Raw genomic sequence first — 16,214 nt, forward strand, 5'->3', positions numbered from 1 at the left:
CAGTGGAGTGGGGCTCAGCGCTGCATCAAGTGCGGGCACACTCAGCGATAGTCACGTGATCTAGCAGAAGGGGAGGGGTGCCGGTCGTTCCGGTGCCCCTCCCCGCGTCGACATGAGGAATCGATGACCGACCGAGTCCAGTGGGAAGAGCTACCGGCCGAACTGCGCGACGCCATCGAAGCACGTGCCGGGGCGGTGGTCGCGGCCGAGACTGTGAGCAGTGGGTTCAACTGCGCCGTGGCACTCAAGATGCACACCCGCAGGAGCGGGCGCCTGTTTCTGAAAGGGGTGCCCATCACCGACGAGAAGGGTATGGCCGGGCTGCTGTGCGAGGAGCGGCTCAACGGGGTGGTTGCCGGTATTGGGCCGACCATCCGCCACCGCTTCGAGTGGGCCGGATGGCTCTGTCTGGCGTTCGTCCACGTTGAGGGCAGGCACGTCGACTATGGGCCCGGCACGGGCGACTTGGGCGCGGTCAGGGCCATCCTGCGCCGGATGCACGACCTGAAGACCCCGTCGTTCCACATCCCGCAACTGGCCGACACCTTGGCCGGACACCTGAGGCCCGGAGAGGCAGACGCCCTCCACGGCACCCACCTTCTTCACACGGATACCAACCCACACAATGTCATGATCGACCGAGACGGACAGGCGTATGTCGTGGACTGGGCCATGCCCGCACTCGGACCCGCTTGGGTCGATGCCGCCTACACGGCCCGATGGCTTATGGCCTTCGGCCAGCCCCCCGAACAGGCCATGGCCTGGTTGAACGGATTCGCCAGTTGGCGACAGGCGGACCGCGCCGCCGTTGAAACGTTCGTTGAGGTCACATGCCGTGAGGCCACAGCTAGCCTGGGTGAGAAGGACTCAGTCCCGACCAACACCCGTTTCAGGTACCTGCTCGGCTCGCCTTGATGCATCTCGGCATGAGGCCCATGGCACACCGTTGGTAACGTGACCAACGCATGACCAACAGCGCCCGGGAACAGCCGGAAACGCTGGTAACACATGGCCAATGGAGACTGTCAACTCTGCGGCATGTCACCAGCGTTTCCGCAGGTCAGAGACGGTTGGGGCTGGTGCCCGAAGGAAGAGTTCAAGTCCCCCCTCGGACACCACACAGAAAAGGCCCCACTTCATGTGGGGCCTTTCTGCATGTCCGGAGCCTGTCCCAGCGGGGCGGAAAGAGCTTTCAGCGGTTCATGGATCCGGCTAGCCTGCCCCTCGCACGCGGATGGCGACACGGGGGAGGCCACCATGGCCATCAGACCGCAGTACCGACGGGTTTCGGCTCTGCAGCGGCAGTTCTTCAACCGGGAGGGGATCCTCAGCGCCTACGACGAGGAGCTGCGGGAGGTCGCGGACCGGCCCCGGATTCTGAACGTCGTCGGTGTCGGCGGGATCGGCAAGTCCCGGTTGCTCCAGGAATTACGGAACCGCACGCCCGACGCCTACCGGACCGCGCGCCTCGATCTGCAGCTGCCGACCATGCGGCAGCAGGAGGACGCGCTCGCGGTACTCCGTGTGGAGTTCGGCGCCCAGGGGGTGCAGTTCGACCGCTTCGACATCGCCTACGCGGTGCTGTGGCAGCGGGTCCATCCCCAGCTCCAGCTGAACCCCACGACCACGCCCTTCGCCGAGGAGAGCGAGATCCTCTCCAGGATCCTCGACGAGGCGATGGGGCTGCCCGTCTTCGGGACGGCGGCCGGACTGGTTCGGCTGACGGGGCAAACGGTCAAGAACCGGAAGCGGCGCCAGCGGATCGAGGCCGATCCCACACTCCAGGAACTCGACAGCCTGAGCAACGCCGAGCTGGGTCACGCGGTCTCGTATCTGTTCTCGGAGGAGCTGCGGACCTCGGCGGCGGAGCAGCCCTATGTCGTCTATGTGGACGCCTACGAGGCCCTCGTACCCACCCCGCTGCCGGGTGGCCGTGCCTACGGGTCCGACGCGTGGCTGCGCGATCTGCTCGGCCAGCTGCACGGCGGACTCACCGTGCTCGCCAGCCGGGAGGCGCTGCGCTGGACGGCGTACGACCCGGATTGGGCGGCGGTGATCCGCCGCTCGGAGCTGGACGGGCTGCCCATGGACGCCCGACTCGATCTGCTGACCCAGGCCGGGATCACCGAGATTCCCCGGCAGCGGTCGATCGCCGAGGCCAGCGAGGGGGTGCCGTTCTATCTGCACCTGGCCGTCGACACCCATCTGCAGAACGGGGCCCGGCCCGGGCACACGGGGACGGCGGAGGAGATCGTTCAGCGCTTCCTCCAGCATGTCTCGCCGGACGAGGTACGGATCCTGGAGCTGCTCAGTGTGGCCCGAACCTTCGACTTCGGGGTGCTTCAGACGGTCGGCCGCGCCTTTGACCTGCCGGCCAATCTGCTGGTCTGGGAGTCGCTCACCGCGTACTCGTTCGCCTACCCGCTGCCCGAGGGGTGGTACCGGCTGCACCAGCTGATGATCGGAGCGCTCCAGCGGCACCTCTCCCCCGCCGTCCAGCGCCATGCCCACGGCATCCTGCGGGTGTACTGGGAGGATCTGGCCGACCGGATGGAGCGGGAGCCGGCCCGGAGCCCCGGTCCGGCCCGGCTCTCGCCGCTGCGTGAGGCGGTCTTCCACGGGCTGCACGCGGCGGACATCACCCCGGAACAGATCCAGCGGCACGCGGACCGGGCCGTCGTCCAGAGCGGCAGGCAGGCTGTCGACGGCATCGTCAAGGATCTGCGGGACCATCTCGCGGCGCCGCCTGCCGGGGACAGCGGCGGGGAACCGGAATCGCTCGCCGCCCTGCGCGACGCGGCGGACTGCCTGGAATCGGAGGCGAGGCTGGACCGGGGCGACGCCGCCGGTGCGATCGAGCTCACCCCCCGTCTGGACCGGCCCGTGCGCTCACTCGTCTCCGCCCGGCTCGCCCTGGCCGGAGCCAACGCACGGCGTATCGCCGGGGAGAGCACCCTGGCCGCATCGATCTTCGAGCGGGTCTGGGAGGAGCACGACGGGGAGGCGCGCGCGGCGGCCGGATACTGCGTGGCGGACCTCCGTATGTGGCAGGGCGACTTCCGGAGCGCCTTCGCGCTCGCGGAGGAGGTACACGGGATCTGTATGCCCGACGACGCGGTGATCCGGGGCGACCTCAAACGGTTGATGCACCTCGGCCACCGATTCCTGATGGACTTCGACAGCGCGGCCCGGCTGCTGGCCGAAGCGGAGGCGGAGTACCGGGCGGCGAACGCAGCCATCGGGTTGTCGAACGTACAAACGAATCAGGCGGAGCTGTACGCCTTCACCGATCCGGTGGCGGCCGTGCGGGCGGCCGCCGCGGCCCTGGAGGTACAGCGCGACCTGGGCGCCCAGCACGAGATCGGCAAGGCCTTCACCGCCATGGCCATGGCACAGACCCGGCTCGGCCAGTACGAGCGGGCCGCGTCCTCGTACCTCAGCGCCAACGCGGCCCTCGACCGGGCGGGCTATCGCTCGGGGCGGGCCCGTGCGGACATGTTCCGGGCGCTTCTGCTGCACCGGCAGGGCCGGGAAACGGAGGCGGGAGAGCTGCTCCTGCACTCCGCGCGCGAGTTCGCGGCGTGCGAGGTCTACCCGTCTCTGATCCTGGCGATCCGTGGCGCCGCCGAGCGGCTCGGGCTCGGCGGCGAGGAGCTGACGGCCCTCGCGGACCGGGCGCGCCCGTCCGTACGGCCACTCGGTTCGCCGGCGGAGCTGCAGGACCGCATGGAAACCGTCCTGTCGATGTTCCTTGAGGAGACCGCGTGAACTGGCTGGCGCTGTACGAGCGGGCGCTGCGATCCGACGAGTCCGCGGCCGGCTACTACAACCGCAATGTGGGACTGCCCACCGACGAGGGAAAGGTCAACGTCCGTATTCCGCTGGAGGCCGCGGACACCATGGACGTACGGCTGTGGCGCGAGGAGGACGTGCTGGCCTGCACCGGACCGTACGTCGATCAGGCACCCGGGTTGCGCCATGCGTCGCCCGACCCCCGCTTCCAGGTGCAGCACTTCGTCGAAGGGCGGGTACTGAACGACTTCTCGCCCCGGGGCAGCGCGGTTCCGGCGCATGTGATCGGCGACGTGGTGACGCTGATGGACCAGCTGGTACGCATTCCCCGGGAGAAGGTTCCGGCGCTGCCCGCCGACTGGCCGGAGTCCGGCGACGGCGCCGGGTTCGGCCGGCGGCTCGCGGCACTGACCCAGTCCGTCCACGACCTGTACCGGGACACCTACGCCACCGTGTTCGACGCGTTCGGCATCCCGGCCGAGCCGCTCGCGGTCGTCGAGCCGCGCTGGTCCACGCTCGCCTCCCGGCCGTTCACGCTCCTCCACTCGGATCTGCACCGCAAGAACATGATCGTTTCCGCAGGGTCGACCTGGTTCCTCGACTGGGAGCTGGCGCTGTGGGGCGATCCGCTCTACGAGATCGCCGTCCACTTCCACAAGATGGACTACCCGGACGAGCAGTACGCCGAGACCCTCCGGCAGTGGCGGGAGCGCCTGCCCTCGGCCTGCACGGCGGGGCCGGCGGCCGATCTCGACCTGTATCTGGCCCATGAACGGATCAAGTCGGCGATCGTGGACACGGTCCGCTACTCGAAGCAGCTGGCCGGTGCCGACGCCGCCGAGCGCGATTTCCTCACCGGGCGGCTGGCACGCAAGCTCAACCTCGCCCGCGCCGTGTGGGGCTCCCCGCCGGAGATGACCCGGGCACGGGTCGCTCGGGCCCTGGCCCCGTGGGTAGGGGGAGGGGCATGGACTCCCTAGCTCTGTACGAGAAGGCCCGCACACACAAAGGATCACTGGCCGGGTTCTACCACCACAATGTCCGGGTCGACACGGACACGGGCCCCGTGCTCGTGCGGACCCCCGGGCCCGGCGCAGAGTCCATGGACCTCACGCTCTGGCCCGAGTCGGCCGTACTGGAGGCCATCCAGCCGTACATCTCCCGGGCACCCCGACTGCTGCACACCAGCGCCGATCCCGAATTCCAGATCCACGGGTTCGTGGAAGGACGCCGGGTCGACGAAGTCTCGCCCGACAGCGGCACGTCACTGCCGCAGATAGTTTTGGACGGCCTGGAGCAGCTCTTCGGTGAGATGCTCCGCGTCCCGGGTACCGCCCTTCCGCCCGTGCCCTCCGACTGGCCGCAGGACGGGGACACGGAGGCGTTCGCGCTGCGGCTCCTGACCGGCGTCCGGGAGATCCGGAGCCGTGCGGACAGTTCGCTGGAAGGCCTGTACCAGGATCTGGGCATCCCGGCCGATCCCTGCGGACCGCTGTCCGAGCGGGCGGCGGGAGAGCTGTCCGGACGGCCGTTCCGACTGCTGCACGCCGATATCCACCGCAAGAACATGATTCTTGACGAAGCGGCGGTCGTCTTCCTGGACTGGGAGCTCGCCCTGTGGGGCGATCCGGTGTACGACCTGGCCGATCACCTGCACAAGACGGCGCACAACGCATCGGACCGGCACCGTGTCCTGGCGGGCTGGGAGCGGGCGGCACCCGCGGAGTGCAGGCTGGGCTGGCAGGACAACCTGGGGTTCTACCTCGCCTACGAGGAGATGAAATCCGCTGTGGTGGACACCGTCCGCTGGGGTCGCCGCATCGCTCTGGCACCGACGGCCCACGAGCGTCTGACCCTGGCCGAGGAGCTCCGGCAGAAACTGGTCAGAGCGAGTCCGCACTGGCACGGGGCCGCGTCGCCCGAGTCGCCGGAGATCATCGACGCGGTGCTCCACCGGCTCGGTCCCGGGGTGGGGTAGGCGGCGGAAAGCGGAGCCGCCATGGCCGGGGCCCGCGGGGGCCGTCCTCACCGCCGGGTGAGGGACATCCCGGGGTACCGGGCCATCGCGCGTTCGATGCTGGTGAAGTGCGTGACCTTCGAGCAGAGGTCGGACCGTGGGCGACCGGTCAGCGGGTTCGGGCAGGGCTTCACTCCGGTGCCCGAGGAGATGAGGCCATGGGCCACCACGCCGCCGGGTCGGTAGCTGTAGACGGGGCCGCCGCTGTCGCCCGGGCCGGCCGTGTGATCGACCGGGTAGTCCCAGCGGCCGGCGGCGGCGGACCAGCGCACCTTGCCGTCGGTGGTCCGCACCCATCGGAATCCGTCGGTGACCGGCAGGGAGCACACCTCTCCGGTCAGTGATCCGCTGAGGCAGACGAACTGGCCCTCGAACACATCGGCCGTGGCGATCACGGGGTGGACCGGCTGCCCGGGGCTCCTGACGGGGTCGCCGCCGACGACGGCGGACCCGTTCGATCTGCCGGGGTCCATTTCGATGAAGGCCGCGTCGTTGACGACATCCCTGGACCGGAGCGTTCCGAAGGAGTCCCCGGTGGCGGTCCGGAACCGCCCGGGTGTTCCCGTGGCGCAGTGTTCCGCCGTGATGACGTAGTCCTTGGAGCCGGCCCGGCCGGTGAACCCGATGGTGCACCAGGCCGAGTCGGCCGTCCGGAGGCCCTGTCCGCCGAAGACCATGGAGCCCCGGAACCCGGTGCGCTCGTCGCCGAGGGGGGATGCGGCGCTCTCGGTCCGCAGGGTCACCGGAATCCCCCGCGTCAGGGCGGACGGAATCCCTCCGGAGGCCTTGCGCTTTCTGGTGACGGGACGGTTCGCGCTGGGGGATTCGATCCCGACGGCGAGGGAGTTCCCGTCCTTGCCGGGGCCCGCGCTCACGATCCGCGCGCCGTTCACCCGGACCCCGGAGGTGATGATCGCATGGGACCGCTTCTTCAGCTCCACGGCGCTGTAGCGGGCGGCGGCGACCGTGACGTCCAGCCCCTTCCTCCGGTGCGAGGCGATCACGCGGGCGATGTTCCCGGGCGGCTTCCCCTTCCAGCGGACGGTGTATCCGTACGTCTCCACGGAGATCCTCAAGCCGTTGTACCCACGGTCCGGGTACTTCTGCACCAGGTCGGTGATCTCGTACGCCGCGTCCAGGATCGGCGCCTGGCGGGTCATCACCGAGCCCCCGCCCGACGCCCCATCGGCCGACGGGGCCGTCCCGGAGAAGAGGCCTCCCCCGGTGACCGCCCCGGACACCGGGGCCAGCGGGACCGCCAGTGCCAGGGCCGCCCCGGCCGACAGCACGCCGTGGTCGCAGAGGAAGCGGCCCCCCGGATGCGGCGGGGAGCAGACCTCCATCGAGCCGGAACGGTCGGGACGGTCGGGAGGAGGGGTGAAGCCGGTCAGGGTGGCGACGGTCAGGGCCAGTGCCATGGCTGCGAGCGGCGCCCGGCGAGCGATCGTCATGGTGGGGAGACACCTTTCGTCCGGGCCTCGGCAGACCTGCACCCCAGGGGCTTCGACACCAGCGGGCCACCCGGGGCCACATCCCCATTCCAGCGCCGGGGCCCCACCGCCACCAGGCAGAACCACCGGCAGAAGTACCGTGCGCGATACTTCTGCCGGGCCATCACACCCCGGCCCGAGGCGCACACCGAGGGGGAACATGACCAGGACGCCCGACGGTTTCGGGCAGCGCCTGCGCGCCCTGCGCCTCGGCGCCGGGCTCAGCCAGGAACAGCTCGCCCACAGCGCGGGGGTGAGCGTACGGGCCCTCGCCGATCTGGAACGCGGCCGGACCCCGGGCCCCCAGCGCAGAACCGTCCAGGCCCTCACCCGCGCGCTGCGGCTGAGCGCCGCCGAGGCCGCGGCCCTGGAGGCGACCGCCGGCCCGGGACGACTGCGCGCCCGTACCGCCCCCGAGCCGCCGGTGCCGGGATTCCTCTCCCTGCCCCGGGACACCGGCGACTTCACCGCCCGCGGCCATGCCCTGGCGGCCCTGGAGTCCCTGGCCGACGGCGCGGAGTCCGCCCATCCGGCGGTGGCCGTGGTCGCGGGCGCGCCCGGCCTCGGCAAGACCGCGTTCGCCGTCCACGCGGCCCACCGGCTCGCCCCCCGCTTCCCCGACGGACAGCTCTATCTCGACCTGCGCGCCATGGACCCCGAACCCGTCCGGCCCGGCGACGCCCTCGCCCGACTGCTGGGCGCCCTCGGAGTGGCCGAACGAGCCCTGCCCCAGGGCCTGGCGGACCGGGCCGGGCTGTTCCGCTCACTGGCCGCGCCCCGCCGACTGCTGCTGATCCTGGACAACGCCGCCGACGAGGGCCGGATACGGCCCCTGCTGCCCGGGGCCGGCGCCTCCCTCACCATCGTCACCAGCCGCAACAGCCTCACCGGCCTGGAGGCCGTCCACCGCGTCGACCTCCCCCTGCTGCGCCGTGAGGAAGCGGTCGCGCTCCTCACCCGGATCGTCGGCCCGGAGCGGGTCGCCCGGGAGGCACAGGCCGCCCGCGACCTCGCCGACCGGTGCGGACGGCTGCCGCTCGCCCTGCGGATCGCCGGCCAGCGCCTCGCCGCCCGGCCCCAGGAGACCCTCACCAAACTCACCGAACTCCTCGACCGCGAGGAACGCCGACTCGACACCCTCCAAGCGGGCGACCTGCGCGTACGGGCCGCCTTCGCCCTCTCCTACCAGCGGCTCGACCCCGTCCCCCGGCTGCTGCTGCGGCGCTGCGCCCTCGCCGCGGGCCCCGATGTCAGCCCCGAGACCGCCGCCCTCCTGGCGGGGATCCCGGTCCCTGACGCCGGACTCGGCCTGGAGGAACTCTGCGACCGCGGACTGCTCCAGGCGGACCCCACCGCCGAGCGGTACCGCTTCCACGATCTGCTCAGGCTGTTCGCCGCCGAGCGGACGGCGGCCGAGGACGATCCGGCGGACCGGGCCGGGGCCCTGGACCGTACCGCCCGCTGGATGCTGGCCCGCGCCACCGCCGCCGCCCTCCACTTCGACGCCGAACGCCATCACGCGCCGGCCGGCGACCCCGACCCCGCCACCGCGCCCACCGGCCGTGACCGGGCCCGTGTCTGGCTGGAGACCGAACGGGCCCAGTGGCTCGCCGCCCTCCACCACGCCCACACCCACGGCTGGCACCGGCAGGCCGTCGACACCGCCGAAGCCATGCACTGGTTCTCCGATGTGACCCATCACTGGCAGGAGTGGGTCGACGTCTTCCGGTACGCCGCCGACGCCGCCCGCGCCCTCGGCAGCCCGCACGAAGAAGCGACCCAGCTCAACTACCTCGCCTGGGCCCACAATGTCTGCGCCTACGACCACGGCGCCGCCCTCGAAGCCGCCGACGCCGCCCTCGTTGTCGCCCGCGCCTGCGCCGATCTGGACCAGACGGGCTGGGCCCTGGGCTACGGAGCCGGGGCGCTGCACCGGCTCGGCCGGATGGACGAGGCCGTCGCCCGGCTCCACGAAGCCGCCGACTGCCATCGCCGCAGCGCCTCGCCCTCCAGCGCACTGGCCCTGCTGACCACGCTCAACGCCCTCGGCGAGACCCTGCGCGAGCACGGCCACGCCGACCGGGCCCTCGAACACCACCTCCGCGCCCTGGAGATCTGCCACACGGGAATCCCGGGCCAGGCGCCCCATCTCCTCACCACCTACCGGGCCTTCACCCTGCAACACGTCGGCAACGACTACGCGGCCCTGGAGAGATGGCAGGAGGCCGAAACCTCCCTGCGCACGGCGGGGGACACCTTCGAAGGGCTGGACATGACGGCCTGGACCGGGCCCGCCCGGCTCGAACTCGGACGCGTCCTGCGCCGGCTCGGGCGTACCGAGGAGGCCCGCACGGTACTGGCCACCGCCCTGGACACGCTCACCACCCACCACCACCCCCGTCAGGCCGAAGCCGCCGCCGAACTGCACACCCTCGGCCACACCCACCACTGACCCGGCCGGCGCGGAGGGCCCACGGGCGGGCGTAGGGTCGGGCGGTGAGCCGCAGACATCGCACCCCGCCGACCCCGCCGCTGCCCCAGCGGGAGGGGGTGGATCCCGTACGGGTGCGGCTGCCCGAGGACCCCGGTGGGGTGTGGCGGACGGTGTACGACCATCTCGTGGCACGGTACGGCGGCGCGATCGGCGCGGCACGGGTCGGGGAGCTGTTCGCCGAGGGCCGGATCGTCTCGCTGACCGGCCCGGTGGCGGCGGCGGAGCCGTACGAGCCGGGGCGGCTGCTCTGGTTCCACCGGGACTTCGCCCCCGAGCGGCCGGTGCCGTCCGGGATCGGGATCGTCCACCGTGACGAGCGGCTGCTGGTGGTGGACAAGCCACACTTCCTGGCGACCACACCGCGCGGCTCCCACATCACCGAGACGCTGGTGGCACGGCTGCGGCGGGAGCTGGATCTGCCGCTGCTCCAGCCCGCGCACCGGCTGGACCGGCTGACGGCGGGGCTGGTCCTCTGTGTGGTGCGGCCCGAGGACCGGGGCGCGTACCAGACGCTCTTCCGGGACCGGCTGGTGCGCAAGGAGTACCAGGCGGTGGCCGCGTACGACCCGGCGGTGGCACTGCCCCGGACGGTGCGCAGCCGGATCGTGAAGGAGCGGGGGGTGCCCGCCGCGCGGGAGGTGCCGGGCGAGCCGAACAGCGAGAGCCGGATCGAGCTGCTGGAGGTGCGGGGCGGTCTCGCCCGCTATCGGCTGCTCCCCGGGACGGGCCGGACCCATCAGCTGCGGGTGCACATGAGCGGGCTGGGGCTGCCGATCGTGGACGATCCGCTCTATCCGGTGGTACGGGAGGAGGGGGCGGCCGAGGACTGGTCCCGGCCGCTCCGGCTGCTGGCGCGGGGGCTGGAGTTCACCGATCCGTTCACCGGCCGGGCGCTCCGCTTGGAGAGCGGTCTGCGGCTCGTGCTGTGAAACACCGGTGTACCGATGTGCCGATGTGCCGACATGCCGGTGCGCCGGTCCCGGAGGGGGCCGGCGCACCGGTGCGTACGGTCTCAGTGTCCCCGGCTGATCCACTCGTCGAGGTGCGGGGCCTCGGCGGCGATGGTGGTCGGGTCGCCGTGGCCGGTGCGGACGATCGTCTCCGGCGGCAGTCCGAGCAGCCGGTCACGGATGGAGTCGATGATCGTCGGGAAGTGGGAGAAGGAGCGCCCGGTGGCTCCGGGGCCGCCCTGGAAGAGGGTGTCCCCGGTGAAGACCGTGGTCAGGGCGGGGGCGTGGAGGCAGACCGCGCCGGGGGCGTGCCCCGGGGTGTGCAGCACGGTCAGCTCGACCCCGGCGACGGTGAGCCGCTGTCCGTCGGCCAGTTCGCCGTCGGGGGCGCGGTCCGGGTGGGTCTGCTTCCACAGCGGCAGATCGTCGGGGTGCAGCAGCACGGGCGCGCCGGTGGCCTCGGCGAGCGCGGGGGCCGCGTCGATGTGGTCGTTGTGGGCGTGGGTGCAGACGATGGCGCGCAGGGTCCGGCCGCCGAGGGCGGCGAGGATGGCGTCGGCGTCATGGGCGGCGTCGATGACCAGGGCCTCGGTGTCGTCCCCGACGATCCAGACATTGTTCTCGACGTCCCAGGTGCCGCCGTCGAGGGCGAAGGTCCCGGCGGTGACGAGCCGGTCGATACGGGCGGTGCTCACAGCCGGACCACCGATCGGATGACGTCGCCCTCGTGCATGCGGGCGAAGGCCTTCTCGACATCGCCGAGACCGATCTCCTCGGTGACGAAGGCGGCGAGGTCGATCCGGCCCTGCTGGTGGAGGTCGATCAGCATCGGGAAGTCGCGGGAGGGCAGGCAGTCCCCGTACCAGGAGGACTTGAGGGAGCCGCCGCGGCCGAAGACGTCGAGGAGGGGGAGTTCGAGCTTCATCTCGGGGGTGGGTACGCCGACGAGGACGACGGTTCCGGCGAGGTCGCGGGCGTAGAACGCCTGGCGGTAGGTCTCGGGGCGGCCGACGGCCTCGATGACGACATCGGCGCCGAAGCCGGAGGTCAGCTCCCGGATGGCCTCGACGGGGTCGTGGTCGCGGGAGTTGACGGTGTGGGTGGCGCCCATGGTGCGGGCGGTCTCCAGCTTGCGGTCGTCGAGGTCGACGGCGATGATCCTGGCGGCTCCGGCGAGCCGGGCGCCGACGACGGCGGCGTCGCCCACGCCACCGCAGCCGATGACGGCGACGGTGTCGCCCCGGGAGACCTGGCCGGTGTTGAGGGCGGCGCCGATGCCCGCCATGACACCGCAGCCGAGGAGGCCCGCGACGGAGGCGGAGACGGCGGGGTCGACCTTGGTGCACTGTCCGGCCGCGACCAGCGTCTTCTCGGCGAAGGCGCCGATGCCGAGCGCCGGCGACAGCTCCCTGCCTCCCCCTGAGCCTCCGGCCAGGGAGGTGCCCCCAGCCAGGGTCATCTTCTGCCGGGCGTTGTGGGTGTCGAAGCAGTACCAGGGCCGGCCGCGCAGACAGGCGCGGCAGCGTCCGCAGACGGCGCGCCAGTTGAGGATCACGAAGTCGCCGGGGGCCACCTCGGTGACATCGGGTCCGACGGCCTCGACCACCCCGGCGGCCTCATGGCCGAGGAGAAAGGGGAAGTCGTCGCTGATGCCTCCCTGCTTGTAGTGGAGATCGGTGTGGCAGACCCCACAGGCCTGCACCGCGACCACGGCCTCACCGGGGCCGGGGTCGGGGACGACGATCGTCTCCACCCGTACCGGTTCGTCCCTGCCGGGCGCGATCACACCGAGCACCTGCTGCGACATCGCTTACCTGCCCTTCCTTGTCCATCGGTCGACGACCACTATGGCGCGTTCTGTGTCACGCCGCCGCGCCGTACTGGCTGAGATGCACGGTACACATGGCTTCAGAGAGCGGAACTTTCGGCCAAGTTGACCGTAATAAGAAACTCCATCGCCTTCGTACCAGTCATTCCGTATGCGGATCACCGGGTGATCTGTGCGCCATGTACATGAACGACCATACGGGGGAACGTATGACCGAGATCGCCGATTTCGCCGAGGAGATCATCGAGGAGGCGCGGACCGCCGGGGGCGACGGCCGCAGCCGTGAACTGACGCCGTACGCCGACGCGCTGCCGGTGCCCCGGGTGCTCCGCCCGGACGAGCCCGATGTCCGCAGGGAGATCGAGATCGCCCTGCGGCCCACCTGGGTACGGATGCACTCCCAGCTGCCGCCCACCCTGATGTGGGGGTACGACGGTACGGTGCCGGGGCCCACCGTCGAGGTCCGGCGCGGCCAGCGGATCCGGATCGCCTGGACCAACCGGATCCCGGAGGGCAGCCCGTACCCGGTCACGGCGGTGGAGGTACCGGCCGGCGGACCGGGGCAGCCCCTCCCTCACAACCGGCCCGGCCGGGAGGGCGTACGGCCGAACCGGGAGGTGGCCGCGCTGCCCGCCTGGTCGGTGACGCATCTGCACGGCGCCCCGACCGGCGGCGGCAACGACGGCTGGGCCGACAACGCCGTCGCCGCCGGGGACGCCCAGCTGTCCGAATACCCCAACGACCACCGGGCCGTGCAGTGGTGGTACCACGACCACGCCATGAACATCACCCGCTGGAATGTGTACGCGGGTCTGGTCGGCACCTATCTGGTCCGTGACGACGAGGAGGACGCCCTCGGGCTGCCCGGCGGCGAGCGGGAGATCCCGCTGATCCTCGCCGACCGCAATCTCGACACCGACGAGGACGGCCGGCTCAACGGGCGGCTGCTGCACAAGACGACCGTGATCAACCCACGCCACCCGGAGACCGGCCGGCCGGTGACCCTGCCCTTCCTCGGCCCCTACTCCACGGTGAACGGGGTGATCTGGCCGCATCTGGAGACCGACCCGGCCCCGTACCGCTTCCGGCTGGTGAACGCCTCCAACGCCCGGATCTACCAGCTCGTCCTGGTGGACGAGGACGACACCCCCGTACCCGGGGTGATGCATCAGATCGGCAGCGACGGCGGGCTGCTGCCGCGCCCGGTGCCCCTGGACTTCACCGGCGGGGCACCGCTGGTGGTGGCCCCCGCCGAGCGCTTCGACCTGCTGATCGACTTCCGCGGGCTGGCGGGACGGAAGGTACGGCTGGTCAACCGGGGACGGAACCAGCGCCCCGGGATGCACGACCTCGCGGACAACGTCCCGTACCCGCAGGTGATGGAGTTCCGGGTGGGCCGGGAGAAGCGGCCGGACGACTTCGCGCTGCCGCAGGTGCTCTCCGGCTCCTTCCAGCGGTACGCGCACGACGACACGGCCCATGGCCACCGGCTGATCGTGCTGACGCCCCCGGCGACGGTCGGCGGCGGGGGCCACCCCGAGATCTGGGAGACACGGGAGATCCCGGAGTCCTCGGTCCGGCTGCCCGCCGAGGGCGTGATCCAGGTCAGGGGGCGGGACGGGACCGTACGGACCTATCGGCGCACCGCGCGGACCTTCAACGACGGTCTCGGCATCACCCTCGCCGAGGGCTCCCACGAGCAGTGGTCGTTCCTCAATCTGGGCGCCCCGGTCCATCCGATGCACATCCATCTCACCGACTTCCAGATCCTGGCGCGCGAGGCGTACACCGTCGGGGGCTTCGACCCCGTGCTCGGCGGGACCCGGAGCCCGGTCGCCGTCGACCCGGCCCGCCCGACCCCCGTCCCGCCGAACGAGCAGGGCTGGAAGGACGTGTTCCGGGTCGGTGCGGCGGAGATGGTGACGGTGATGGGCCACTTCGCCGGGGCGCACGGGCGGTTCATGTACCACTGCCATCTGCTGGAGCACGAGGACATGGGCATGATGCGGCCGTTCGTGGTGATGCCCCGGGAGGTGCTGAAGTTCGACCACGGCGGCGGACACGGGCCGCACCACTGACCGCCGGGCGGGCAGGGCGAAGAGACAGAGGCCCCCGCGACACCTCGGTCGCGGGGGCCTCCCCCGGGGTACGGAAGCTCTCGGGCTCAGTCCTTCCGGACGCCCTCGGCGATGGCGGTCACCCGGTTCCGCACCAGGAACCAGCCGCCGACGAGCGCCGCGGCGATCAGCGGCAGGAACATCACCGTCGTCCGGCCCACACCGCCGCCCGACCACATCAGGACCAGCACGGTGACCAGGAAGATCAGGGTGACGATCTGGGTATACGGGGCCCAGGGCAGATGGTAGGCGGGGCGGGTGACCCGGCCGTCCCGGGAGCGGTGCCAGAAGATCAGCGAGCAGAGCATGATCATGCCCCAGGTGCCGAGGATGCCGATCGAGGCGAGGTTGAGGACGATCTCGAACGCCTCACCGGGCATCACATAGTTCAGCGCCACGCCGCCGATGCCGAAGGCCGCCGTGAGCAGCACCCCGCCATAGGGCACCTGGCCCTTGTTCATCCGGCCGGTGAACTTGGGCGCGGAGCCCGCCAGGGCCATCGAGCGCAGGATGCGGGCGGTGGAGTACAGACCCGCGTTGAGGCTGGAGAGCGCGGCGGTCAGCACCACGAGGTTCATCACCCCGGCGGCGCCGGGGACGCCCAGCTTGTCCATGACGGTGACAAAGGGGCTCTCGTCGCCGGTGTAGGCGGTGTACGGGAGCAGCAGCGCGAGGAGCACCACGGAGCCGACGTAGAAGACACCGACCCGCCACATGATCGAGTTGATCGCGCCCGGCATGACCTTGTGGGGGTCCTTGGTCTCGCCCGCCGCGACACCGCACAGCTCGACCGAGGCATAGGCGAAGACCACACCCTGGATCACCAGAAGCATGGGCAGCGCGCCCATCGGGAAGATGCCGTCATTGGCGGAGACGGTGGAGAAGCCGGGGGTGTGCCCGCCGATGTCCTGCTGGGTCACCAGCAGGAAGATTCCCACGAGCATAAAGGCGACCAGGGCGGCCACCTTGATGATCGCGAACCAGAACTCCATCTCGCCGAAGTACTTCACCGAGATCAGATTGGCGGTGAGGACCACGGCCAGGGCGATCAGCGCGAGGATCCACTGCGGGATATCGCTGAACATCGCCCAGAAGTGCGCATAGGTCGCCGCCGCGGTGATGTCCGCGATACAGGTGGTGGACCAGTTGAGGAAATACAGCCAGCCCGCCGTGTACGCGCCCTTCTCGCCCATGAACTCACGGGCGTAGGAGACAAAGGCTCCGGAGGACGGCCGGTAGAGCACCAGCTCACCGAGGGCGCGGACCACGAAGAAGGCGAAGACACCGCAGACGGCGTAGGCGATGGCGAGCGAGGGGCCCGCGTCGGCCAGCCGGCCGCCGGCACCGAGGAAGAGACCGGTACCGATCGCCCCGCCAATAGCGATCATGTTGATATGGCGGGACTTCAGGTCCTTGCGGTAACCGGCGTCACCGGCGTCCACATGCGGAGAACTCGAAGAACTCTTCGCCGTGGCAGCGGTGATCGGCGCTTCGACAGCGCTGGTGCGTTCGCTCATGGGGGGAGA

General features: G+C 71.1%; 11 protein-coding genes. 7 read left to right on the plus strand and 4 right to left on the minus strand.

Annotated elements, in window-relative coordinates; all coding sequences use genetic code 11:
* Nucleotides 1-123 precede the first annotated feature (123 nt).
* From ABT354_RS23485 to ABT354_RS23500, 4 genes are all read left to right on the plus strand, one after another.
* Complete coding sequence (locus ABT354_RS23485; protein ID WP_351496947.1) at nt 124-915, plus strand: phosphotransferase; 792 nt, start codon at nt 124-126, stop codon at nt 913-915.
* Between the two features lie 342 nt (nt 916-1,257).
* Nucleotides 1,258-3,768, plus strand: a complete 2,511-nt coding sequence (locus tag ABT354_RS23490; protein WP_351496949.1) for a hypothetical protein — start codon at nt 1,258-1,260, stop codon at nt 3,766-3,768.
* Nucleotides 3,765-4,772 (plus strand): phosphotransferase family protein, encoded by a 1,008-nt coding sequence (locus ABT354_RS23495; protein WP_351496952.1) that lies wholly within the window; start codon nt 3,765-3,767, stop codon nt 4,770-4,772. Before ABT354_RS23490 ends, ABT354_RS23495 begins: the two co-directional genes overlap by 4 nt.
* Nucleotides 4,760-5,770: an aminoglycoside phosphotransferase family protein gene (locus tag ABT354_RS23500; RefSeq protein WP_351496954.1), complete on the plus strand. Its 1,011-nt coding sequence runs from the start codon at nt 4,760-4,762 to the stop codon at nt 5,768-5,770. Before ABT354_RS23495 ends, ABT354_RS23500 begins: the two co-directional genes overlap by 13 nt.
* A gap of 47 nt (nt 5,771-5,817) precedes the next feature.
* Here ABT354_RS23500 and ABT354_RS23505 read toward each other — a convergent pair whose 3' ends face one another.
* The gene (locus tag ABT354_RS23505; protein WP_351496956.1) at nt 5,818-7,260 is read right to left on the minus strand and encodes a chymotrypsin family serine protease; all 1,443 of its coding nucleotides are present in this window, start codon (nt 7,258-7,260) and stop codon (nt 5,818-5,820) included.
* A 199-nt stretch (nt 7,261-7,459) separates the two neighbouring features.
* On the opposite strand from ABT354_RS23505, the gene ABT354_RS23510 reads away from it, so the two are divergent.
* Both ABT354_RS23510 and ABT354_RS23515 read left to right on the plus strand, forming a co-directional pair.
* Nucleotides 7,460-9,751 (plus strand): ATP-binding protein, encoded by a 2,292-nt coding sequence (locus ABT354_RS23510; RefSeq protein WP_351496958.1) that lies wholly within the window; start codon nt 7,460-7,462, stop codon nt 9,749-9,751.
* A 44-nt stretch (nt 9,752-9,795) separates the two neighbouring features.
* The gene (locus ABT354_RS23515) at nt 9,796-10,722 is read left to right on the plus strand and encodes a pseudouridine synthase (protein WP_351496960.1); all 927 of its coding nucleotides are present in this window, start codon (nt 9,796-9,798) and stop codon (nt 10,720-10,722) included.
* A gap of 83 nt (nt 10,723-10,805) precedes the next feature.
* Here ABT354_RS23515 and ABT354_RS23520 read toward each other — a convergent pair whose 3' ends face one another.
* Entirely contained in the window at nt 10,806-11,438 is a 633-nt protein-coding gene (locus ABT354_RS23520) for an MBL fold metallo-hydrolase (protein ID WP_351496962.1), read from the minus strand.
* The gene (locus ABT354_RS23525) at nt 11,435-12,550 is read right to left on the minus strand and encodes an S-(hydroxymethyl)mycothiol dehydrogenase (protein WP_351496964.1); all 1,116 of its coding nucleotides are present in this window, start codon (nt 12,548-12,550) and stop codon (nt 11,435-11,437) included. Before ABT354_RS23525 ends, ABT354_RS23520 begins: the two co-directional genes overlap by 4 nt.
* A gap of 230 nt (nt 12,551-12,780) precedes the next feature.
* Here ABT354_RS23525 and phsA point away from each other — a divergent pair, with 230 nt between their 5' ends.
* On the plus strand, nt 12,781-14,649 hold the full coding sequence (phsA, locus tag ABT354_RS23530; RefSeq protein WP_351496966.1) for an O-aminophenol oxidase PhsA: 1,869 nt from the start codon (nt 12,781-12,783) through the stop codon (nt 14,647-14,649).
* A gap of 86 nt (nt 14,650-14,735) precedes the next feature.
* Here phsA and ABT354_RS23535 read toward each other — a convergent pair whose 3' ends face one another.
* Nucleotides 14,736-16,205, minus strand: a complete 1,470-nt coding sequence (locus ABT354_RS23535) for an amino acid permease (protein ID WP_351496968.1) — start codon at nt 16,203-16,205, stop codon at nt 14,736-14,738.
* Between the last annotated feature and the right edge of the window lie 9 nt (nt 16,206-16,214).

This window comes from Streptomyces sp. NPDC000594 (assembly GCF_040299965.1).
Lineage (GTDB): Bacteria > Actinomycetota > Actinomycetes > Streptomycetales > Streptomycetaceae > Streptomyces.